Genomic DNA, 20,129 nt, shown 5'->3' with positions numbered 1-20,129 from the left:
GACAAGCTGATGGCTGCCGTTTTGGCCTTGCACAGCTCCAGTGAGGTGCTCGGTGTAGGAGTTCGCTGGCTTGACGGGCCAAGCGCTCTGGCGGGCCGCACTGTGGTGCGCGCCTTTCCCCTCGGCCGCGAGCTCTCCAATCAGCTGTTCAGCTGCATTGAACAGCTATTGCCCGCTGAGCAGTGGCCCCAGCTCAGCCGCCTGGCGGTAGCCACTGGTCCAGGTGGGTTCACCGGCACCCGGCTCACGGTGGTGCTGGCCCGCACCTTGGCCCAACAGTTGCAGTTGCCCCTCGACGGGGTGGGCAGCTTTTTGCTGGTGGCCCGGCGGCTGGGGATTGGCGAGCCAACCTGGTTGGTGCAGGAGCTGCCGCGCCGCGGTGTGGTGGCTGGGCTTTATGCCCCTGCTGGCCCAGATCGCGCCATCATCGAGTTGCAGGCGCCCCGGCTGTTTGCCCCAGATACGCCCTTGCCGCCGGGTCCCCAGCTCTCCGCCGCGGCCCTGCTGCCCAACGACGTTGAGCAGTTGCTTGAGCTAAGCGTGCAGGCGGCAGATAGGGGCCTGGCAGCCCCCTGGCAGCCCGTGTTGCCCTCCTACCCCACTTCGCCGGTTGCGGGGCTCTGATGGTGTCCCAACCCGATCCGCTGCAGCGCCCTCCCCTTCGCCGTGTTCAGGGGCGCTCCCGCAAGCGGCGCTCTCGCCGGCCTCGCCCCAGCCCCTGGGGGCTGGTGGCGCTGCTGCTGGCTGGTGGTTTTCTTTGGCTGTCGCGCGGTTGGTGGTGGCCGGCGCCCCCGCCAGCCCAGATGATCCTGGTGCTGGGCGGCGATCTGGCGCGGGAGCGGGAGGCGGCGGCTTTGGCGGCCCGCCGGGGGTTGCCGGTGGTGGTCAGTGGCGGCAGTAATCCTGAATATGCCCACTGGTTGTTTGAGCAACGCCAGGGCTTGCCATCCCACCAGGTGCAGCTCGACTACCGAGCTCGCGACACCCTTTCCAATTTCACCTCCCTGGTGGACGATCTGCGCCAAGCCCGCATTCGCCACGCCCTGCTTGTCACCAGCAGTGACCACATGGACCGGGCTCTGCTGGTGGGAAGGATCGTGGCCGGCAGCCGCGGCATCCACCTCACTCCGGTGCCGGTTTCCTGTGGTGATAGATGTCAGCCGGAGGGGTGGCGCAAGGTGTGGGGCGATGGACTCCGGGCTGCCTTGTGGGTGCTGAGTGGCCGAGACCTCAAGGACTGGGCGGCAGCTCGCCTGCCTGGCCAGCTGGGCCCAGCTGGCGGCCATTGATCAAACCCTGGTCGAGCAGAGCATTGATCTGGGCCTGACAGGCGGCCGTGGCGACGTCGAGGTCGGCTCTCCGCCGTGAGGCGGGTGGTGCAATTGGCGTGCCAATGCGGATGTGAATGGGCAGTAGCCGTGCCCCCGCTTGCCCAGGCCCCAGGGCCCGGTGGCTGTTGATGATCGCCACCGGCAGCAGGGGCACGCCGGCTCGGGCCGCCAGCAGGGCGGCGCCAGCCTGGGGATCATTCACCCGGCCATTGCTCTGGCGGGTGCCGTCGATGAATACGCCGGTGGCCCAACCCTCGAGCAGGCGGTTGGTGGCGGTGCGGATGGCCTCGCGGTCGCTGGCACCTCGGGACACCGGGTAGGCGCCGCAGGCCCGGATGATGGCGCCGAGTATCGGCACCCTGAACAGCTCTGCCTTGGCCATGAAGGCCACTGGCCGGCCAAGGGCGTGGCCCAGTAGGGGGGGGTCAAGGTGGGAGCCGTGGTTCGCCACCACCACCAAAGCCCCTTGTCTTGGCACGTTGCCATTGCCAGCGGTGCGGCCGCGAAACAACAAGCGGTAAATCGGAAACACCAGCAGATAGCTGATCAGCCGGTAGGTGAGGCTCGGCGGCGGTGTGCGGATCAGGGCCGGCGGCTGGCTTGATTGGCTCATAGGGCCAGGTCGGCGGCGCTGCTGATCTGGGCGGTTTGGATGCCCGGGCAGCTGCGTTTGATTAGGCCGCTGAGCACGGCTCCAGGTCCAATCTCCACAGCGATATCGATGCCCAGAGCCCCGAACTGCGCCATGGTTTCACGCCAGCGCACGCCGGTGGTCATCTGACGCACAAGGCGGGCCTTGAGCGCGGCGGCGTTGGTTTCGGGGCTGGGATCGGTATTGCTGAGCACGGGGATCGCCGCATCGGCGAAGGCCACCGATTCCAGCTCGGTGGCAAAGGCGGTGGCCGCCGCCGCCATGAAGGGGGAGTGGAAGGCACCGCTAACGGCCAAGGGAATCGCCCGTTTGCACTTCAAGCTGCTGCTGACGGCTGCCACCGCCTCGGCGCTTCCGGAGAGCACCACCTGGGCGTCGCTGTTGTCGTTGGCAACAACCACCCCTTCGGTGGCTGCCACCAGGTCATCCAGTTCGCTCCGCTCGAAGCCCATCACCGCCGTCATGGCGCCGCCGCCGGCAGCGGCCATCAAGGTGCTGCGGCTTTTCATCAGCTGCAGACCGGTGGCGAAGTCGAACACCCCCGCCACATGCAATGCGACCAGCTCGCCCAGGCTGTGGCCAGCTACTAGATGGGGCATTCGTCCCTGGGCCTGCAGGGATTCTGCCAGCAGGCTTTCAATCACAAATAGGGCCGGTTGGGTGTTGCGGGTGTCGTTGAGATCGCTTAGGTCGCCGCCACCCGCCGTGCCTGAGCAGATCGCCAGCAGGTCACGGCCCAGCAGGGCTGAGGCTTGCTCGAAACGCTCCCGGGCGCCAGGCAGCAGCAGCACCGGCTCTGCCATGCCCACTTTCTGCGAGCCCTGGCCAGGAAACACCCAGGCAATGCCCATGCCTTCACCCTCAAACTAAGTCGGCAGGAGATTAGGTCTCAGTCGGTGGGGCCCTGCCAGCGCAGGAGAGCTGCACCCCAGCTAAGGCCGGCGCCGAAGCCGCTGCTGGCCAGCAGATGGCCAGGCTGCACCCGGCCGTCCTTGACGGCTTCATCGAGCATTAATGGAATCGTGGCGGCCGAGGTGTTGCCGTAGAGGGCCAGGTTGCTCAGCACCTGGCTGTGGTCTATGGCGAAGCGGTCGGCAACGGCGTCGAGGATGCGCTGGTTGGCCTGGTGCAGCAGCAGCCAGTCGAGTTGCTCGGGGGCGGTGCCGGTGGCTTCCAGCAACTCGCTGAGGATTGCCGGCACTTCTCGCACCGCAAATTTGTAGACCTCTTGGCCGTTCATCTGGATCGGGGCAAAGCCGCCCCGCTGGGCCGTGAGCTCCCCGAGCAGGGGTGCGTGTTTATCCAGCTGGGCAAGAGTTAGGCAGCCGTTGCGGCTGCCGTCGGAGCGCATGCGGAAACCCAGTAGGCCGTTGTCTTGCGCTCCGCAAGCCTCCACTGCCACGGAGCCGGCACCATCGCCAAACAGCACGCAGGTGCTGCGGTCGTCCCAGTCGACCCAGCGACTGAGCTGGTCGGCGCCGATCACCAGAGCCCGCTTCATGGTGCCGCTGCCCAAATACTGGCTGGCGGTGATCAAGGCAAAGAGAAAGCCGCTGCAGGCGGCGGTGAGATCGAAGGCCACCGCGCGTCTGGCGCCTAAGGTCCCCTGCACCCGCGGCGCCGTGCCGAATAAATCGTCGGGGCTTGAGGTGGCCAGCAGGATCAGGTCGACATCGTCTGGGCTCCAGCCGGCATGGTCGAGGGCGGCTTGGGCGGCGCGGCTGGCTAGGCAGGTGAGGGATTCGCTGGGGCCTGCGATCCGGCGGGCCCTAATGCCAGTGCGGGTGCGGATCCACTCGTCATTTGTGTCAACCCTCTCGCTGAGTTGCTGATTGGTGATGCTGGCGGCTGGCACTGCGCTGCCGCATCCAACTAAGGCCATGCCCAGCAGGCCCGTTGCGTTTAGTTCTGGTGTGTTGACTCCGCCGAGCGACACCGGGAAAGGCCCACAGTTGGCTCAGTCAATCACAGGCGACTGGCGTTTCGGGGCTGCCCGCTTCGCTGAGGGCGTGGAGGTTGGCCATCACACCGTGGCTGGCGGCGGAGTGGGCCAGGCGCAGGGCGCTGAGCACCGAGAGAGCCTTGCTGCTGCCGTGACCGATTACGCATACCCCATTAACCCCGAGCAGTAGGGCGCCGCCATGTTCGGCATGGTCGAGGCGTTTTTTAATGCGGCGCAGGTTGTTGATCAGGAAGGCCGAGCCCACCTTGCCGCGGCGGCCCCTGGGCAGTTCCTCTTTGATTACATCCAGCAGCACGCTGCCCACGGATTCCAGGAACTTCAACAGCACGTTGCCGGTGAAGCCGTCGCACACCACCACGTCGAACTGGCCCGAGAGGATGTCGCGCCCTTCGCAGTTGCCGGCGAAGGTGAAGCGCTCTTCTTCTGCCAGCAGGGGGTAGGTGCGCAGGCAGAGCTCGTTGCCCTTGCACTCCTCTTCGCCGATATTCACCAGGCCGATGCGGGGCTGGGCCACCTGCAACACATCGCGGCTGTAGATGTGCCCAAGCAGCGCCCACTGGTGCAGGTAGGCGGGCTTGCAATCCATGTTGGCGCCCACATCGAGCACCAGTACCTGCTGTTCTGTGTCTTTGGTGGGGAATAGGGCGCCGATGGCCGGGCGATCGATGCTCTTGAGTCTGCCCAGCCGGAATATCGCCGCAGCCATCACGGCGCCGGAGTTGCCAGCGGAATAGACCGCCGTGGCCTCGCCCTGCTTCACCAGATCCATGGCCTTGTTGATGCTGGCGTCGCGCTTCTTGCGCACCACCGTGGCCTCTTCGTTCATGCCCACCGAGGGGCCGCTGGCCACAAGCTCGATCAGGCCGCGAGCCACAGCTTCGTTGAGTTCGTCCTGGAGGCCCATGGCGGTCACAGCGGCCTGTAGCAGGGCCGTTTCGGCCACGAAACGCACCCGCAGGGGCAACAATTCCACGGCCCGCAGGCAGCCCTCCAGAATTGGTCCAGGGGCGTGGTCCCCACCCATGCCATCCACCGCTACCCAGAGGCGGTCGGAGTCGTTGATCGGAGTGTCTTCGCCCGGTCCGCCCAGGCCCCGTTGCAGGCGGCGTAGGGGGTCGAACACCAGCGGCTGCAGCACCGTGTTGGCCATGTTGCCGGCCACGCTGGTGGCGGTGCCAGCCACATTGCCAGCAGTGTTGGCGGCGGAGCTGGCGGCAGAAGTGGCGCTATCCACCAGGCTGGTTACCGCCGCGTTGCGGCGATACCAGATCACCAGCCGGCGGATGGCCCGGCTGGGCTTGGCGCGCTTTTCAGGTCCCTTCGGAGGCAACGGCGTCAACGATGCGTTGGAACAAATAACCGGTGCCGCGAGCTGTGAGGATCAACTCGGGGTTGGCCGGATCATCCTCCAGTTTGGAGCGCAGACGGGAAATGTGGACATCCACCACCCGGGTATCCACGTGACGCTCCGGGGTGTAGCCCCACACATCCTTGAGAATTTCACCCCGGCTAAAGGGTTCGCCGCTGCGACTCACCAGCAGCTCCAGCAGGCTGAATTCCATGCCGGTGAGGCGGATGCGCTCATCACCTCGATACACCTGGCGCTTGTTGGTGTCGATGCGCAGTTCGCCCACCGTGATCACCCCGGAATTGGGAGAACCGGCGATGGAGTCCTTCTCCACCCGGCGCAGCACGCAGCGGATGCGGGCTTCGAGCTCCTTGGGGCTGAAGGGTTTCACCACGTAGTCGTCGGCGCCGAGCTCGAGGCCGGTGATGCGATCTGCCACATCGCCTAGGGCGGTGAGCATGACGATCGGCACATCCGATTCCTTGCGGAGCTCCTGGCAGACGCCATAGCCGTCAAGCTTCGGCATCATCACGTCGAGCACCACCAGATCCGGCTGAGTGGTCTTGAACAATTCCAGGGCCTCGATGCCGTCGCAGGCCGTGATCACCTGATAACCGATCATCGATAGCCGGGTCTCCAGGATCCGCCGGATGCTGGCTTCGTCGTCGACAACAAGGATTATTTCCTTGCCGTGATTGTTCCCGAGGGTGGTGGTTGGGGCGGATGCCGTCATCACTGCAGCCGGGCTGCTACATCAGATAACCCCCACTGAAAAGGCGGGAGGGGGCGAAATTTATTCAATGCCACCTTTCTTCATACAGCCCTCTCTCCTCAGCCCTTAGTTCGTGGCCAAGCCCAGCACTTTTTTTGTTTGCACTAGCTGCGGAGCCCAGGCCCGCCAGTTTTTTGGCAAGTGCGCCAGCTGCGGTAGCTGGAACACCTTGGTGGAGCAAAAAGCTGCTCCGGCGGCCGACAGTCGGCGCCGGCGGCCGGTGGCCGAGGCTGCTGCCGCTGAAGCCGTTGTGGCCGGCCAGCCGCGACGCTCCGAGCCGATCCAAGCGGTGGGCGAGCGGGCCTTGCAGCGGCTTAGCAGCGGCTACGGCGAATTCGATCGGGTGCTGGGCGGAGGCTTAGTGCCCGGCTCCCTGGTGCTGGTGGGCGGCGACCCGGGAATTGGTAAGAGCACCCTGCTGCTGCAGAGCGCCCGCGCTATGGCGGGTCGGGCGTCGGTGCTCTACGTGAGTGCGGAGGAGTCGGCCCAGCAGGTGAAGCTGCGCTGGCGTCGCCTGGCCGAGGCGTCTCCTGCTCAACCAGAAGCTGGTCAACCAGAAGCTGGCGAACCCGAAGCTGGCGAACCCGAAGCTGGCGAATCCAAAGCTGGGGCTGATTTTCAGTTGCTCGCCGAAACCGATCTGGAGCTGGTGCTGCAGGAGCTGGAGGCACTGCGGCCAGCGGTGGCGATTATTGATTCTATTCAGGCCCTCCATGACGCCGAACTGGGCAGCGCCCCTGGTTCGGTGTCCCAGGTGCGGGAATGTGCCGCCGCCCTGGCCCGCATCGCCAAGCGCCAGGACACCGCCCTGCTGCTGGTGGGCCACGTGACCAAGGAGGGCGCCCTGGCGGGCCCGAAGGTGCTCGAGCACCTGGTGGATGCGGTGCTCACCTTTGAGGGCGACCGCTTTGCCAGCCACCGGCTGCTGCGGGCGGTGAAAAACCGCTTCGGCGCCACCCATGAGCTGGGCGTTTTCGAGATGCGTGATCGGGGCCTGGCCGAGGTGACCAACCCCAGCGAGCTATTTCTCGGCGGCGATGAACCCAGCGCCGGCACCGCCACGATCGTGGCCTGCGAGGGCACCAGACCCCTGGTAGTGGAAATGCAGGCCCTGGTGAGCACCACCAGTTACGCCAGCCCGCGCCGCAGCGCCACCGGCATCGCCGTTAATCGCTTGCACCAGATCTTGGCCGTGCTCGAAAAGCACCTGGGCCTGCCCCTGTCGCGCTTTGACTGCTACCTGGCGGTGGCCGGTGGGCTGGAGGTGGAGGAGCCTGCGGCCGATCTCGGCGTGGCCGCGGCGGTGGTGGCTAGCTACCGCGATCTCACCCTGCCGCCCGGCACGGTGCTGGTGGGGGAGCTGGGCCTGGGCGGCCAGCTGCGGCCCGTGGGGCAGCTGGAGCTGCGGCTGCAGGAGGCGGCGCGGCTGGGCTTCACCAGGGCGGTGGTGCCGAGGGGCACGGGCCTGGCTAAGGCGGCCGCTGGGTTTGGTCTGCAGCTACTGGAAGCCGGTGGCGTGGCTGAGGCGCTGGTAGCCGCCCTTGGGGTGAATCCGGCCGACGACCGGGGTTAATCCGGTTTAGAAATACACGTCGACGCTGCCGCGGCCACTGGTTTTGAGCCAGTTCTGGGCTTCGATGTAGTTGTTTGGTGCCAGCCGGATCGCCTTGCCCCAGAAGTCGGCTGCCTGATCGAAACAGCGGTCAGCTTCATCGGCATCGCCGCTCTCTTCGGCGATCGAGCCCAAGTGGTGGTGAATCACCGCCATGTTGTTAAGGGCCTGGGGCATCTTGCTGTTGAGATCCAGGGCCTGGCCGTAGAAGTCAAGCGCTTTGGCATGGTCACCGTTTGAGGCAAACACCAAAGCCATGTTGTAGAAGATGAAAGCCTTGTCGTTGGGGTCGTCCTCGAGGGTTAGCGCCTCCTCGTAGTTCTCAAGGGCTTCTGCGTATTCGCCGTCGGCCTGGGCGCTCATGCCGTCGCGGTAGTAGGCGAAGGCCTCCTTGGCGCGACGGTTGGTGGGGAGCACCTTGAGGATCAAGTCGGCCATCACCGTGAAGCTCTTATCGATGAAGTTGTCGTTGCGCTGACTGCGGGGCACGGGCTGGGTCTGCGGACTTCGTGGGCCCATCCTGGCGGATGTCCCTAGCCTGGGCCGACTCCTTTACCTGCTTGGCCTTGCACTCGCTCCAGGAGCCGCCTCTGCTGGAGCCCCTCCTGCTGGAGATCGAGGGGATGAAGTGCGGTGGCTGCGTGCGGGCCGTGGAGCAGCGCCTGCTGGATCAGCCCGGGGTGCGCCAGGCCAGCGTCAACCTCTTAACCCGCACTGCCTGGGTCGATCTCGCCTCTGCGGAAGCGGATCAAGGGATCCTGGTTGAGGCCTTGGCAGAGCTGGGTTTCCAGGCGCGACTGCGCTCCACTGAAATCGAGTTTTCGAGTCGTCGGGAGCGCCTGCGGGCGCGCAGCTGGTGGCAGCAGTGGCGCCAGCTGGTGGTGGCCCTGCTGCTGCTGGTGGTGTCCGTGCTCGGCCATCTGCCAGGGGCGGGGCTAGGTGACCTCTGGATTCACGCCTTGGTGGCCACTGCAGCTTTGGCAGGGCCCGGGCGGCCAATTTTGGTGCGGGGAATCCAGGGAGCTCTGGCCGGCTTGCCCAGCATGGACACCCTGGTGGGGCTGGGGGTATTCAGTGCCTATGGGGCCAGCTTGGTGGCCTTCCTTTGGCCCCAAACCGGCTGGCCTTGCTTTTTCAATGAGCCGGTGATGCTGCTTGGCTTTGTGCTGCTGGGCCGCTTTTTGGAGGAACGGGCCCGCTTTCGCACCGGCCGTGCCCTCGAGCAGCTCGCTGATCTCCAACCTGACACCGCCCTGCTGCTGCTTGGCGATGGGCCGTCACGTCCGGTGCGGGTTGGCGGCTTGCGCCCCGGTGACCGCGTTCGGTTGCTGCCCGGAGACCGGGTGCCAGTTGATGGCGTGGTGCTGGAGGGCTGCTCGGCGGTGGATGTTTCAGGCCTTACCGGCGAACCGCTTCCGCTGCAGGCCGCTGCCGGCAGCGAGCTCGCCGCCGGCAGCCTTAATTTGGAAGCGCCCCTGGTGCTGGAGGTGAGTCGCCGTGGGGCCGACAGCGCCATTGCCCGGATCATCCATTTGGTGGAGCGGGCCCAGGCGCGCAAGGCGCCAATTCAGGCCCTCGTGGACCGGATCGCCGGGCGCTTCACCCTGGTGGTGCTGGCTTTAGCGGTGGCGACGCTGCTTTTTTGGTGGTTGCTAGGCACCGAGATCTGGCCCCAGGTGCTCAACTCCCCCCATGCCGCCGGTCATGCCGGGGGCCACTCCGGCCATGGGGTGCTCGGCACCAGCGCCGAAACCCCCTTTGCATTGGCCCTGCAATTAGCAATTGCGGTGTTGGTGGTGGCCTGCCCCTGCGCCCTGGGCCTAGCTACCCCCACCGCCATCACGGTGGGCACCGGTAGGGCGGCCCGGGAGGGTTTGCTGTTTCGCGGTGGTGATGCGATTGAAACCGCTGCCCGGCTCCAGGCTGTGCTGTTCGATAAAACCGGCACCCTCACCCTGGGGCGTGCCTTGGTGGCGGCGGTGGAGCCCCTCGCTGATCTTGATGCCGATCGGCTGGTGCAACTGGCTGCCAGCCTTGAAGCTGGCAGTCGCCATCCCCTGGGCCAGGCCTTGCTGCAGGAAGCCCAACGCCGTGATCTGGCGCTGTTTGAGCTGGGTGATTCCCACACCACAGCCGGTGAAGGCGTGGCGGGCTTGGTTGAGGGCAGGCGGTTGCGGGTTGGAAGGCTGGCCTGGGTGGAGCCGGCGCCCTCAGCCCCATTGCTTGCCCGCCAGGCTCTACTCGAGTGTCACGGGGCCAGCGTGCTGGCCGTGGCCGACGACCAGCTGGGCCTGCTCGGATTAGTAGCAATCAATGATCAGCCCCGCCCGGATGCGGCGGCGGTGCTGGCAGCCCTGCGGGGCATGGATCTGGAGCTTGGCCTGCTCAGTGGCGATCGGCGTGAGCCGGTGCAGCAGCTGGGCCGCAGGCTGGGTCTGGCTGAGGCCGAGCTGGCCTGGGAACTGCGGCCCGAGCAGAAACTGGAGCGCATCCTGAAGCATCCGGCCTACGGGGCCCTGGCGATGGTGGGTGATGGCATCAACGACGCCCCTGCCCTGGCTGCGGCAGACCTTGGCATCGCCGTCGGCACGGGCACCCAGATCGCCCAGGACAGTGCCGATTTGGTGGTGATGGGCGAGCAGCTTGACGGCATTGTGCGGGCCCTGCTGCTGGCCCGCCGCACCATGGCCAAGGTGCGCCAAAACCTTGCTTGGGCCTTTGGTTACAACCTGATCGTGCTGCCCCTGGCGGCCGGTGTGTTGCTGCCCGGCTTTGGGCTAATGCTCACCCCGCCGCTGGCTGCCCTGCTGATGGCCCTTAGCTCGATCACGGTGGTGGCAAATGCCCTGTTGTTGCAGGATGGGAGGACCCATGACAGCTGATTTCCAGGTGTCAGAGCCGGCAGTGGCTCCCCAAGGCCGGTTCGTGGTGCTTGAGGGCATCGATGGCTGTGGCAAGAGCACCCAGATCGAGGCTGTACGCCGCTGGTTGCCCACTAGTGGCTTGCTGGCACCTGGGGTGGAGCTGCTGGTGACCCGGGAGCCGGGTGGCACTGCCCTGGGGGCCGCCCTGCGTCAGCTGCTTCTGCACCCCCCGGGTGAGGCGGCGCCGGAGCCAATGGCCGAGCTGCTGCTCTACGCCGCCGATCGGGCCCAGCATGTGGAGCAATGCATTCGGCCGGCTCTGGCGGCCGGCCATTGGGTGCTGAGCGATCGCTACAGCGGCTCTACGGCGGCCTATCAGGGCTATGGCCGCGGCCTCGACCTGGCCCGTATCGCCCAGCTGGAGGAGCTTGCTACGGGAGGCCTGGCCCCCGATCTCACTCTTTGGCTGGAGTTGCCCCTGGCCGAATCCCTGCGCCGCCGCGGTGAGCGCACTGCCGATCGCATCGAGGCCAGCGGCGAGGCTTTTCTGCAGCGGGTTATCGAGGGTTTTGCGGCCCTGGCCGCAGGGCGGGGCTGGCGGCGGGTTGATGCCACCGGGGCACCGGAGCAGGTGGCGGCAGCCTGCTGCGGCTTGCTGGCCGAGCTTGCGGCTGGTTCGCCCCCATGACGGCCCTGTTTGAGGACCTGCTTGGTCAGACCAGGGCCGTAGCCCTGCTCGAGGCCTCCTTGGTTAAGGGGCGGCTGGCGCCGGCCTATCTGTTTGCCGGCCCAGATGGCGTCGGGCGGCGGTTGGCGGCGTTGCGCTTTTTGGAGGGTGTGCTGGCAGGGCTTCAGGGCGATGCCGGTATCCGCCGGCGTCTGCAGGAGGGAAACCACCCGGATCTGCTCTGGGTCGAGCCCACCTATCAGGACAAAGGCCAGTTGGTGCCGGCTTCCAAGGCCGAGGAGCTGGGCTTGGCGCGCCGGGCTGCACCCCAGCTGCGGCTTGAGCAGATTCGCGACGTTTCGCGCTTTTTATCCCGCCGGGCCGTGGAAGCCAGGGGCTGTGTGGTGGTGCTGGAGGACGCCGAGGCGATGGCGGAGGGGGCAGCCAATGCCTTGCTCAAAACCCTGGAGGAGCCCGGCGAGGGCCTGTTGATCCTGATCGCGGCGAAGCCAGAGCAGCTGCTCACCACGATTCGCTCCCGCTGCCAGCAGATCCCCTTCACCCGGCTCAGCTCCGAGCAGCTGGCGGTGGTGCTGGAGCGCTGCGGTGAGCCCGCCCCAACGGCCGATCCACCTGAACTACTGGAGCTGGCTGCAGGTTCGCCGGGGGGCCTGCTGCGTTGCCGCCAGGCCTGGGCAGCCCTGCCTGAGGGGCTGGCGGCAAGGTTGCTGGATTTGGCAGCAGCTGCGGAGCCCCTTCAGGCCCTGGCCCTGGCAAGGGATCTGGCCGAGGCCCTTGATGCTGAACAACAGCTATGGCTGCTTGGCTGGTGGCAGCTGGCTTTATGGAGGCGGCAGGCCCCGGCAGCCCAGCTCCAGCGTCTGGAACGCCTGCGTAGCCAGCTGCGCGCCTACGTGCAGCCGCGGCTGGCCTGGGAAGTGGCCCTGCTGGAGTTGGCGGGGATCTGATCAGCTGGCCTGGGCTTGGCGTTCGCTGGGTAGCTCCAGGCAGTAGCCGGCGCCGTACACCGTTTTGATGAAGCGGGGTTTACGGGGATCGGGCTCGAGCTTGGTGCGTAGGTGGCGCACGTGCACCCTGATGGTCTCGATGTCGTCGTCAGGTTCGTAGCCCCACACCTCCTTGAGGATCAGGGAAGGTGCCACGGTTTGGCCGTGGCGCTGCAGCAGGCAGTGCAGCAGTTCGAATTCCAGGTGGGTGAGGCGCACCGGCTTGTCAAACCAGATGGCTTCAAAGCGCTCCGGCACCAGGGTGATGCAGCCGTAGCTGAGGATTTCGTTGTGCTTGGTGGAGAGGGGGGCATGGTCGCTGCGGCGCAGCAGCGCCTTAACCCGCACCATCAGCTCCTCGAGATCGAAGGGCTTAGGGAGATAGTCGTCGGCGCCGGAATTGAAACCGCTCACCTTGTCTTTGATGCTGCCGAGGGCCGTGAGCATCAGGATCGGGATTTTGGCAGTCCGCTCATCGCGCCGTAGCCGCTGGCAGAGGGTAAGGCCGTCCACCTTGGGCAACATCAGATCCAGCAGGATCAGATCAGGGCTGTATTGAAGAGCAAGGGCCTGGCCCTTGATGCCGTCTTCGGCCCGCTGAACGTCGAAGCCGCCATGCTCCAGGTGGCCTGCCACCAGCTCGCGCATGTCGCTGTCGTCTTCGATCAGCAGGATGCAAGGCTTCATAGAATGAGGTGGTGGAGCAATCGCTACTGCCGCAGCGAACTTCAGCGCATTTTCTCCGTTTTTGCCCGAAAGGGCTAGTTCCGGCCGCTGATAGAAGGTTTGCTGAAACGATTCTTTTGGGCTGATCGCGCCCGTTCACCTGACTCAGGCCAGTGGGGGCAAGCCCTGCAGCTGTCATCTTTGGCCGGATCTTCAGGATTTCTTCCTGGTTTTTTGTTGCGGCGCGGGCAATAAAAAACCGCAACCCAAGGGCTGCGGTTTGGTGAATAAGCTCCCCGGGCGGGATTCGAACCTGCGACCAATCGATTAACAGTCGATCGCTCTACCGCTGAGCTACCGAGGAACAAGCCGGATCAAACCGGTTCGAAGACCTTACCCTTCGGCCCTGCCGCCCTGCAAGGGGGCCAAGCGCTGGGCTAGCTGCTGTCCGTTCTGCCAGCTCCCCACTGAGCCGTGCTCCATCAAGGCGGCGCCATCGCAGTGATGCAGCTCCTCAAGCCGGTGGGTGATCCAAAGGGCAGTGAGTGGGGCTGCGGGCCGGTGGGTGAGCTGCCAGAGCAACTGCAAAACCCCGTTTTGGCTGTCGGGATCTAGCAGGGCGGTTGGTTCATCCAGCAGCACTAGATCGGCGTCGCTGGCAAGGGCGCCGGCTATGGCCAAGCGCTGCTTCTGGCCGCCGCTGAGGGTGTGGATCGGCCGCTCTTCAAAACCGCCTAACCCCACTTGGGCAAGGGATTCGGCCACTCGCGAGCGCCGTTGATCGTCGCCTAAATCTGCTGGCAGGCCTAGTTGCAGGTCGCTGGCGCAGCTGGGCAGCAGCAGCTGGTGGTCTGGGTTTTGAAAAACGAGTGCAGCCTTGCCGGCAGCGCTAATACGGCCGCTGCGGGGCTCCAGCAGGCCGGCGATCAACCGCAGCAATGTGCTTTTGCCGCTGCCATTTGTGCCCACCAGCATCCATAGCCCTGGCCTCGGGATCTGCAGGTTGCAGTGACGCAGGGCTGGGCGGCCATTGGGCCAGGCGAAGCTCAGGCGCTCAACGGTGAGAGGAGTCGTCATGACCGGGTGGCTCCAGCGCGATGCCGTGGCAGCTCAGCTGTCGAAGCTGAAACCGGGGCGCTTGCCGCCGCTACCCATGGCTGATTTCTCGTACAGCTGCACCGCCACCACTTCACTGCAAAGCAAGGTGATCCGCTTTTCCTCCTCCTTCTCGCAAGTGAGTTCCAGCAGTCGGGGGCCATCGCCTTCGAGCACCTGCCGCACCTGGTTGTAGAGGACCTGGGCATCGTTCAACTCCTTGCGCTGAACGGCAACAGGCATGGGGCTGAGCTTGAGGGAGAGCTCGACTACGTACATGGAAGGGGGTTGGGCTGGCCCCACTGTGGCGAATCCCGTCCCCCATGGTGCAAGAAGCGACTTGGGTAAAACGCAACTGGCGGCCCCTAGGTAAATCTGCTCAGCGTTGCGGCGGGTTTGCGCACCTGACGGTTGTGACCCGTAGTATTCCGATGTAACGCTTCATGAAGCCGCTCTCATGACGATCGCCTTAGGCCGCGCGCCGCAGCGGGGATGGTTCGACATCCTCGATGACTGGCTCAAGCGCGACCGCTTCGTATTTGTGGGGTGGTCTGGTCTGCTCCTGTTCCCCACGGCCTATCTGGCCTTGGGTGGCTGGCTCACCGGCACCACCTTTGTCACTTCCTGGTACACCCACGGAATTGCCAGCTCCTATTTAGAGGGCTGCAACTTCCTCACCGCCGCCGTCAGCACCCCTGCTGATGCCATGGGTCACAGCTTGCTGTTGCTCTGGGGCCCAGAAGCCCAAGGCGACTTCGTGCGCTGGTGTCAACTCGGTGGCCTCTGGCCCTTCGTTGCCCTGCACGGCGCCTTCGCCCTGATCGGCTTCATGCTGCGTCAGTTCGAGATTGCCCGCTTGGTTGGCATCCGTCCTTACAACGCCATCGCCTTCTCCGGCCCGATTGCGGTGTTCGTCAGTGTCTTCCTGATGTATCCGCTGGGCCAGAGCAGCTGGTTCTTTGCTCCCTCCTTTGGAGTGGCTGCAATCTTCCGCTTCCTGCTCTTCCTGCAGGGCTTCCACAACTGGACGCTCAACCCCTTCCACATGATGGGAGTGGCCGGCATCCTCGGCGGTGCCCTGCTGTGCGCCATCCACGGCGCCACGGTTGAGAACACCCTGTTTGAGGACTCCGACCAGTCGAACACCTTCAAGGCGTTCGAGCCAACCCAGGAAGAAGAGACCTATTCAATGGTCACCGCCAACCGCTTCTGGAGCCAGATCTTCGGGATCGCCTTCTCCAACAAGCGCTGGCTGCACTTCTTCATGCTGTTTGTGCCGGTGATGGGTCTTTGGACCAGCAGCATCGGCATCATCGGCCTGGCCCTCAACCTGCGCGCCTATGACTTCGTGTCACAGGAGATTCGCGCAGCTGAGGACCCCGAATTTGAAACCTTCTACACCAAGAACATCTTGCTGAATGAAGGTCTGCGTGCCTGGATGGCACCGGCTGACCAGCCGCATGAAAACTTCGTCTTCCCTGAAGAGGTTCTGCCCCGCGGAAACGCTCTTTGATCGAAGCCTGGTTTTGATATCCGAAATCACCCTCAGCGCCCCCACGGGGGCGCTTTTTTATTGGCTAAATTTCGCGAGTTCTGTCAGCAGTGATGTGGCCAAGATCTGGACCTTCGGGTGCTGATCCTGCCGAATGCATCGCCGGCTGGCTCCAATCCCCAGAGGAGGAGGTGCCCGTGAGTTCCAGTTGTTTCACCCAGGGTCTGCTGATCGCGGAGAACGCCGGCTGATTTCGGCGCCTGATTCCTGATCAAACGGTTCCGCGCCATAGCGGACCCGGCGAGAGCCCCCGACGAGCCCAGTGCCCGTCGGGGGCATCGTTTTTGGGGGCGCGTGTCATTGTGCGCAGTGGCACAGGCCCAGGTGCTGCTGCTGTGATAAGGGGTGATTATGGGGTTGGCGCATTGCGCCATCTCGTGTGAGGAACCCATGAAACTCTTTAAGCAACTCCTGGTTGCACCTGCAGCCCTTGGTCTGCTGGCCCCCGTGGCCGCTACCGCAGCTGAGCTCAACTTGGACGGCGTCAACAAGTACGCCTCCGAGGAGCAAGTCACCAGCATCTCCCAGTTCTCTGACGTCAAGCCCACCGACTGGGCTTACCAGGCTCTGTCCAACCTGATTGAGCGCTACGGCTGCGTCGCTGGTTACCCCGACGGCACCTACAAGGGAGCCAAGGCCATGACCCGCTTCGAAGCAGCTGCTCTGCTCAACGCTTGTCTCGACCGCGTCACCGAAGTGACCGACGAGCTCAAGAAGCTGATGGCCGAGTTCGAGAAGGAACTCGCCATCCTCAAGGGTCGCGTTGATGGCCTCGAGGCCAAAGTGGGCGAGCTGGAAGCTAACCAGTTCTCCACCACCACCAAGCTGAAGGGTATCGCCACCTTCACCGTGGGCGGTGCTTCCAACGGTACTGTTAACAACTTCGTTGACTCCGACCTCTCGAATGGTTCGGTCCCCACCCTGGGTGCTCGTTCTATTCAAGCTGAGCGCGTCGCCTTCAACTACGACGTCCGCTTGATTTTCGACACCAGCTTTACCGGTAAGGACCTGCTGCGCACCACCCTGCGCGCCGGTAACTTCGGTAACTCTGTGTTCGGTGGCTCTGGCTCTGCAGCCATGGAAGTCGGCTACCAGGAAGAAGGTGGCACCGACATGGTGGCCATCAACCGCCTGTTCTATCAGTTCCCCATCGGCGAGAACTTCACCGGTACCTTCGGTGCCAAAGTCCGTCAAGACGACATGCTGGCCATGTGGCCCAGCGTTTACCCCGCTGATTCGATCCTGGATCGTTTCACTTACGGTGGTGCTAACGCCGCTTACAACCTGAACCTGGGTGCCGGTGTCGGCCTCTGGTACGAAAAGGACGGCTTCAGCATCAGTGCTAACTACGTTTCTAACGAGTACAGCGCTGGTTCTTCCTCCTACTACAACCTCAACGGCGTGAGCTTCGGCGGCGGCTTTGGGGATGGCAGCACCACCACGGTTCAAGTCGGCTATGCCGCTAAGAACTGGGGTACCGCTTTTGCCTACAACTACACCGAGGCTGCAACGTCCTTCGGTTCGCTTAACGTTGCTTCTGGCCAAATTTTTGGCTATGACGTTAGTGGCACCAACAACTACGGCTTCAGCGCCTATTGGCAGCCTGAGCAGGCTGGTTGGTTGCCTTCGATCAGTGCAGGCGTTGGTGCCAGCCAGTTCAACGGTTCCAACTCCTCCGACGACACCTGGTCCTGGATGGTTGGCCTGCAGTGGGCTGACGCGGTCATCAAGGGCAACGCCTTCGGCATCGGCCTGGGTGAGAACAACACCGACCTCAACCAGTTCGGTCTGGAAGTCTGGTACAAGTTCCAGGTTACCGACAACATCAGCGTGACCCCAGCGATCTTCTGGATCGAGAATGGTGGTGCTAACAACATCAACTTCGCGAACGTGTCCAACGAGGACAGCTTCGGCGCAGTGCTGAAGACCACCTTCAAGTTCTGATCCTCAGAACACAACTGGGCCGGATTCCTCACACACCTCCGGTCCTTTCCTCCTCCACTTCTCAACACACACCTCAATCAACCCCGGCTCACCCCGGGGTTTTTTGTTGGGCAGCCGCAGCGATATCCGCAGGCAGTGGTGCGTGAGTTCCTAAAGTCATCAACAATTCCTTTGCTCGCGGAGGCCTCGCCCTGGCTGCTGCTGAACCCACTGCAGATCCTTATCGCGTGCTGGGTGTTTCACCCACTGCCAGCGGCGCTGAAATCAAGGCCGCCTACCGGGCCCTGGTGAAGCAGCACCACCCGGATGCTGGCGGCGATGACCGCACAATCCTGGCCCTAAACGCAGCCTGGGAGGTATTACGCGATGCCGATCGCCGCCGTCGCTACGACCTCAGCGCGCCCACCTCTTTAGATCCTGCTGGCGCCAGCTTTTCCGTGAAGCGGGCCCGTGCTCAGTCGACACGCAGCGCTGCCACTGATGCCGTGTTGCAGCAGTGGTTGCAGCAGGTGTATGCGCCGATTGATCGGCTTCTGGCTCAAGTGATCAACCCATTCCCAGCCCAGCTCAAGGCCCTCTCCGCCGATCCCTACGACGACACCTTGATGGAGTCATTCTGTGCCTTTCTCGAGCAGGGCCAGGCCCGCATCGACAAGGTTGAGTTGATCTACCGCTCTCAGGTATGTCCACCAGGGGGGCAAGCATTTGCCCTCGATCTTTATCACTGCCTCAGCTTGGTGAAAGACGCTCTCACTGAACTGGAGCGCTACACCATGGGCTACGTGGATTCATATCTGCACGACGGCAGGGAGCTTCTGAAGCAGGCTCGACTGCGCCGTCAGTCATTGCAGTCCCAGCGGCGGGAGTTAGCTGGTTGAGTTAATTTAACTTGGTGTGGGTTCAATTTGCGCGGCAATGACTGCCTCTGGAGAAAAGAGGGCCGCCAAAAAACCTCCTAGTACCATTATCAGGAGGCAGAAGTAAAACGCTGCAAATAAAACGGTGTGGGTTGTTAGTGGGAAAAGCATTACCAGTAATGTTGCTGCATAGGGTGCTGCCATTCTTTGTCTTTCGTGGCATGCCAGCGCAAACCAGCGCCAGCCAAGTGCTATTGCTAGCAGGAGGCCGCCAAGGCCAATTAACCCTGTTTCGGCTGTTAGCTCTAGGTAAATGTTGTGGGCATGGGTGGGCTTGTCTCGATGGCCATGGGGAGTGAGCTGGGCATATAGCGGGTAGGCAGGGCGGAATGCATTGATGCCAACGCCGGTAAGGGGGCGATCTTGAATCATTTTTAGCCCTGCGTCAACAAGAAAAGCTCTGTCGGAGGTGAAGCGGTTTAAAGAATTAAACAGTCGCTTGCTTGATTTGGCATCGCTTGGATTTTCGCGTAGCCCCTGAAGTGAGGCGACCATTTCGCTTCCGGAGGAGATCATCCAGCTCGATCGTTGTTGAAGGGTTGGTGCAAATGGATATACAGCAACTACGGTTGCCACCAATATTGCTAAGCCAATTAGGCGGGTGCGCCTACTCCAGAGACTCGATAGTGCGATCAGGCCTAAGCCCAGTAGTAATAGATTATTGCGTTGGCCCGAGAGAGTCACCGTTATTACAATTCCACTTAGTAGGGCAATGGCCCAGCGCTGGCGTTGTTTTAGAGGCTCCCACAGCACCAGTGGGGTCATTGCTGCCACGATTATGCCGAAAATGCCGTTAGTGGTGAACGGCCCATTAATCATTCCTTCTGCTTTTGGCGTGATTCCAAATACATCTGCGCCGGTGAGAGCTTGCAGTAGGCCATCGCCGATCCAAGCGGCAATCACTATCACTAGACCAGTCTGCAGCCAGCTGTGATCTTGCTGGCGGCGGAGCCCGTAGAGCACGCTCAGGCCGGCCAGCCCAACCAATACAACTGAGGCGATTTCACCCCAGCTTTTGCTAGGAGCTAGTGATGTGGGAATTGATAGCAACCCTGGAATCAGTAAACACAGCAGCAGCAAGCCCAGCCGTTTGGCAGGTTCAGCAACCGCTCGCCATTCGCCGCGCCAGGTAAGGGCTAAGCCCAGCAGGGCTGACCCCACCAGTGGCACTCGGTATTCCCCCGGGAAGGGCTGCCAGGCCACCATCAGAAGCGCAAACAACCGGCAAAGGTTGGTCAGAGTCAACGCTCTACCAAGGTTGCCAAAGGTCACAAGGCTGGAAAGTCTGTTCAAGCAGGAAAGACCTCCAGTTGGTCTAGCCGCAGCCACACATCCGGCACCGGGCGTCGCCAGCGCAGCTGGGCATAGTCACCCTTGATGGCCAGGATTTCGCCGGGGCCTTCTGCCAAGTAAGCCGGCAGTGCATCGCTCGCGTTGGCTTCCAGGCTGCCGATGTAAGCAGCTTTGTCTACCCGCACCAGGCTGCCCTTTTTCAGGGGCGTCTGAGCTTGCGTCTGTACTTGCGGCTGGGCGGCAGGTGCTGGGGCGGCGTCAGCCATGTTTCATTTGTCTGTTGGCTCAGCTTAAGGCGCTTCGGGCAGTCCAGACCAGCTCGTCGGTAGCGCCCCTCCGAGTGGTGTAACTCAGGAGGTCCTGTGACCCTTTCCGGAGGGTGAACAGGAGCAGTCAAGAGATGACTGCTTGGAAGCTGATTGCGCAGCTCCGTTCATCCACTATGA

At 63.4% G+C, this 20,129-nt stretch carries 20 protein-coding genes and 1 tRNA gene; 9 read left to right on the top strand and 12 right to left on the bottom strand.

The window, feature by feature from the left end:
- The first annotated feature begins 9 nt into the window (after positions 1 to 9).
- Both tsaB and KBY83_RS06650 read left to right on the top strand, forming a co-directional pair.
- Positions 10 to 624, top strand: a complete 615-nt coding sequence (gene tsaB, locus KBY83_RS06655; RefSeq protein WP_255018852.1) for a tRNA (adenosine(37)-N6)-threonylcarbamoyltransferase complex dimerization subunit type 1 TsaB — start codon at positions 10 to 12, stop codon at positions 622 to 624.
- Positions 624 to 1,289, top strand: a complete 666-nt coding sequence (locus tag KBY83_RS06650; protein WP_255018851.1) for a YdcF family protein — start codon at positions 624 to 626, stop codon at positions 1,287 to 1,289. Before tsaB ends, KBY83_RS06650 begins: the two co-directional genes overlap by 1 nt.
- Here KBY83_RS06650 and KBY83_RS06645 read toward each other — a convergent pair.
- The 5 genes from KBY83_RS06645 to rpaB form a co-directional block, all read right to left on the bottom strand.
- Positions 1,231 to 1,944: a 1-acyl-sn-glycerol-3-phosphate acyltransferase gene (locus KBY83_RS06645; protein ID WP_255018850.1), complete on the bottom strand. Its 714-nt coding sequence runs from the start codon at positions 1,942 to 1,944 to the stop codon at positions 1,231 to 1,233. The two genes, KBY83_RS06650 and KBY83_RS06645, sit on opposite strands and share 59 nt — an antisense overlap.
- Positions 1,941 to 2,834: an ACP S-malonyltransferase gene (gene fabD, locus KBY83_RS06640; protein ID WP_255018849.1), complete on the bottom strand. Its 894-nt coding sequence runs from the start codon at positions 2,832 to 2,834 to the stop codon at positions 1,941 to 1,943. The genes KBY83_RS06645 and fabD overlap by 4 nt, the downstream gene beginning before the upstream one ends.
- A gap of 38 nt (positions 2,835 to 2,872) precedes the next feature.
- Positions 2,873 to 3,865: a beta-ketoacyl-ACP synthase III gene (locus KBY83_RS06635; RefSeq protein ID WP_255018925.1), complete on the bottom strand. Its 993-nt coding sequence runs from the start codon at positions 3,863 to 3,865 to the stop codon at positions 2,873 to 2,875.
- A gap of 79 nt (positions 3,866 to 3,944) precedes the next feature.
- Positions 3,945 to 5,276 carry a phosphate acyltransferase PlsX gene (gene plsX / locus KBY83_RS06630; protein ID WP_255018848.1) on the bottom strand — a complete coding sequence of 444 codons (1,332 nt, stop codon included), beginning with the start codon at positions 5,274 to 5,276 and terminating at the stop codon, positions 3,945 to 3,947.
- Positions 5,257 to 6,027 (bottom strand): response regulator transcription factor RpaB, encoded by a 771-nt coding sequence (gene rpaB, locus KBY83_RS06625; RefSeq protein WP_106632647.1) that lies wholly within the window; start codon positions 6,025 to 6,027, stop codon positions 5,257 to 5,259. Before rpaB ends, plsX begins: the two co-directional genes overlap by 20 nt.
- Positions 6,028 to 6,139: 112 nt before the next feature.
- Here rpaB and radA point away from each other — a divergent pair, with 112 nt between their 5' ends.
- Positions 6,140 to 7,639: a DNA repair protein RadA gene (gene radA / locus KBY83_RS06620; protein WP_255018847.1), complete on the top strand. Its 1,500-nt coding sequence runs from the start codon at positions 6,140 to 6,142 to the stop codon at positions 7,637 to 7,639.
- Between the two features lie 6 nt (positions 7,640 to 7,645).
- On the opposite strand, the gene KBY83_RS06615 is transcribed toward radA, so the two are convergent.
- Entirely contained in the window at positions 7,646 to 8,167 is a 522-nt protein-coding gene (locus KBY83_RS06615) for a photosystem I assembly protein Ycf3 (protein ID WP_255018846.1), read from the bottom strand.
- Between the two features lie 77 nt (positions 8,168 to 8,244).
- Here KBY83_RS06615 and KBY83_RS06610 point away from each other — a divergent pair, with 77 nt between their 5' ends.
- The 3 genes from KBY83_RS06610 to KBY83_RS06600 are packed head-to-tail and all read left to right on the top strand — an operon-like array spanning position 8,245 to position 12,177.
- The gene (locus KBY83_RS06610; protein WP_396093564.1) at positions 8,245 to 10,560 is read left to right on the top strand and encodes a heavy metal translocating P-type ATPase; all 2,316 of its coding nucleotides are present in this window, start codon (positions 8,245 to 8,247) and stop codon (positions 10,558 to 10,560) included.
- Positions 10,550 to 11,230 (top strand): dTMP kinase, encoded by a 681-nt coding sequence (gene tmk / locus KBY83_RS06605; protein WP_255018845.1) that lies wholly within the window; start codon positions 10,550 to 10,552, stop codon positions 11,228 to 11,230. Before KBY83_RS06610 ends, tmk begins: the two co-directional genes overlap by 11 nt.
- On the top strand, positions 11,227 to 12,177 hold the full coding sequence (locus KBY83_RS06600) for a DNA polymerase III subunit delta' (RefSeq protein WP_106632642.1): 951 nt from the start codon (positions 11,227 to 11,229) through the stop codon (positions 12,175 to 12,177). The genes tmk and KBY83_RS06600 overlap by 4 nt, the downstream gene beginning before the upstream one ends.
- Here the strand turns inward: KBY83_RS06600 and KBY83_RS06595 are convergent, their stop codons facing one another.
- The 4 genes from KBY83_RS06595 to KBY83_RS06580 form a co-directional block, all read right to left on the bottom strand.
- Entirely contained in the window at positions 12,178 to 12,903 is a 726-nt protein-coding gene (locus KBY83_RS06595) for a response regulator transcription factor (protein ID WP_106632641.1), read from the bottom strand.
- Positions 12,904 to 13,174: 271 nt separating this feature from the next.
- Positions 13,175 to 13,246 (bottom strand) — tRNA-Asn (locus KBY83_RS06590).
- Between the two features lie 29 nt (positions 13,247 to 13,275).
- On the bottom strand, positions 13,276 to 13,959 hold the full coding sequence (locus KBY83_RS06585) for an ABC transporter ATP-binding protein (RefSeq protein ID WP_255018844.1): 684 nt from the start codon (positions 13,957 to 13,959) through the stop codon (positions 13,276 to 13,278).
- Between the two features lie 33 nt (positions 13,960 to 13,992).
- The gene (locus tag KBY83_RS06580) at positions 13,993 to 14,256 is read right to left on the bottom strand and encodes a hypothetical protein (protein ID WP_254943121.1); all 264 of its coding nucleotides are present in this window, start codon (positions 14,254 to 14,256) and stop codon (positions 13,993 to 13,995) included.
- A gap of 178 nt (positions 14,257 to 14,434) precedes the next feature.
- Here KBY83_RS06580 and psbD point away from each other — a divergent pair, with 178 nt between their 5' ends.
- The 3 genes from psbD (at position 14,435) to KBY83_RS06565 (ending at position 18,351) form a co-directional block, all read left to right on the top strand.
- Positions 14,435 to 15,490 (top strand): photosystem II D2 protein (photosystem q(a) protein), encoded by a 1,056-nt coding sequence (gene psbD / locus KBY83_RS06575; protein ID WP_254960822.1) that lies wholly within the window; start codon positions 14,435 to 14,437, stop codon positions 15,488 to 15,490.
- A gap of 429 nt (positions 15,491 to 15,919) precedes the next feature.
- Positions 15,920 to 17,473 (top strand): iron uptake porin, encoded by a 1,554-nt coding sequence (locus tag KBY83_RS06570; RefSeq protein WP_255018843.1) that lies wholly within the window; start codon positions 15,920 to 15,922, stop codon positions 17,471 to 17,473.
- Between the two features lie 227 nt (positions 17,474 to 17,700).
- Positions 17,701 to 18,351: a J domain-containing protein gene (locus KBY83_RS06565; protein ID WP_255018842.1), complete on the top strand. Its 651-nt coding sequence runs from the start codon at positions 17,701 to 17,703 to the stop codon at positions 18,349 to 18,351.
- A 6-nt stretch (positions 18,352 to 18,357) separates the two neighbouring features.
- Here KBY83_RS06565 and KBY83_RS06560 read toward each other — a convergent pair whose 3' ends face one another.
- The gene (locus KBY83_RS06560) at positions 18,358 to 19,635 is read right to left on the bottom strand and encodes an O-antigen ligase (RefSeq protein ID WP_255018841.1); all 1,278 of its coding nucleotides are present in this window, start codon (positions 19,633 to 19,635) and stop codon (positions 18,358 to 18,360) included.
- Positions 19,636 to 19,679: 44 nt separating this feature from the next.
- Positions 19,680 to 19,949, bottom strand: coding sequence for an NAD(P)H-quinone oxidoreductase subunit O (gene ndhO / locus KBY83_RS06555; protein ID WP_255018840.1), 270 nt, complete (start codon positions 19,947 to 19,949; stop codon positions 19,680 to 19,682).
- Between the last annotated feature and the right edge of the window lie 180 nt (positions 19,950 to 20,129).

Source organism: Cyanobium sp. WKJ7-Wakatipu (assembly GCF_024345355.1).
Taxonomy (GTDB): domain Bacteria; phylum Cyanobacteriota; class Cyanobacteriia; order PCC-6307; family Cyanobiaceae; genus Cyanobium_A; species Cyanobium_A usitatum.
The sequence above is the reverse complement of the archived record's forward strand: the minus strand, read 5'-3'. Positions and strand labels throughout refer to the sequence as shown.

Coding starts and splice junctions, on each gene's coding strand:
- tsaB (WP_255018852.1), top strand. CDS start 10: ATGGCTGCCGTTTTGGCCTTGCACAGCTCCAGTGAGGTGCTCGGTGTA.
- KBY83_RS06650 (WP_255018851.1), top strand. CDS start 624: ATGGTGTCCCAACCCGATCCGCTGCAGCGCCCTCCCCTTCGCCGTGTT.
- KBY83_RS06645 (WP_255018850.1), bottom strand. CDS start 1,944: ATGAGCCAATCAAGCCAGCCGCCGGCCCTGATCCGCACACCGCCGCCG.
- fabD (WP_255018849.1), bottom strand. CDS start 2,834: ATGGGCATTGCCTGGGTGTTTCCTGGCCAGGGCTCGCAGAAAGTGGGC.
- KBY83_RS06635 (WP_255018925.1), bottom strand. CDS start 3,865: ATGGCCTTAGTTGGATGCGGCAGCGCAGTGCCAGCCGCCAGCATCACC.
- rpaB (WP_106632647.1), bottom strand. CDS start 6,027: ATGACGGCATCCGCCCCAACCACCACCCTCGGGAACAATCACGGCAAG.
- tmk (WP_255018845.1), top strand. CDS start 10,550: ATGACAGCTGATTTCCAGGTGTCAGAGCCGGCAGTGGCTCCCCAAGGC.
- KBY83_RS06600 (WP_106632642.1), top strand. CDS start 11,227: ATGACGGCCCTGTTTGAGGACCTGCTTGGTCAGACCAGGGCCGTAGCC.
- KBY83_RS06595 (WP_106632641.1), bottom strand. CDS start 12,903: ATGAAGCCTTGCATCCTGCTGATCGAAGACGACAGCGACATGCGCGAG.
- KBY83_RS06585 (WP_255018844.1), bottom strand. CDS start 13,959: ATGACGACTCCTCTCACCGTTGAGCGCCTGAGCTTCGCCTGGCCCAAT.
- KBY83_RS06580 (WP_254943121.1), bottom strand. CDS start 14,256: ATGTACGTAGTCGAGCTCTCCCTCAAGCTCAGCCCCATGCCTGTTGCC.
- psbD (WP_254960822.1), top strand. CDS start 14,435: ATGACGATCGCCTTAGGCCGCGCGCCGCAGCGGGGATGGTTCGACATC.
- KBY83_RS06570 (WP_255018843.1), top strand. CDS start 15,920: ATGAAACTCTTTAAGCAACTCCTGGTTGCACCTGCAGCCCTTGGTCTG.
- ndhO (WP_255018840.1), bottom strand. CDS start 19,949: ATGGCTGACGCCGCCCCAGCACCTGCCGCCCAGCCGCAAGTACAGACG.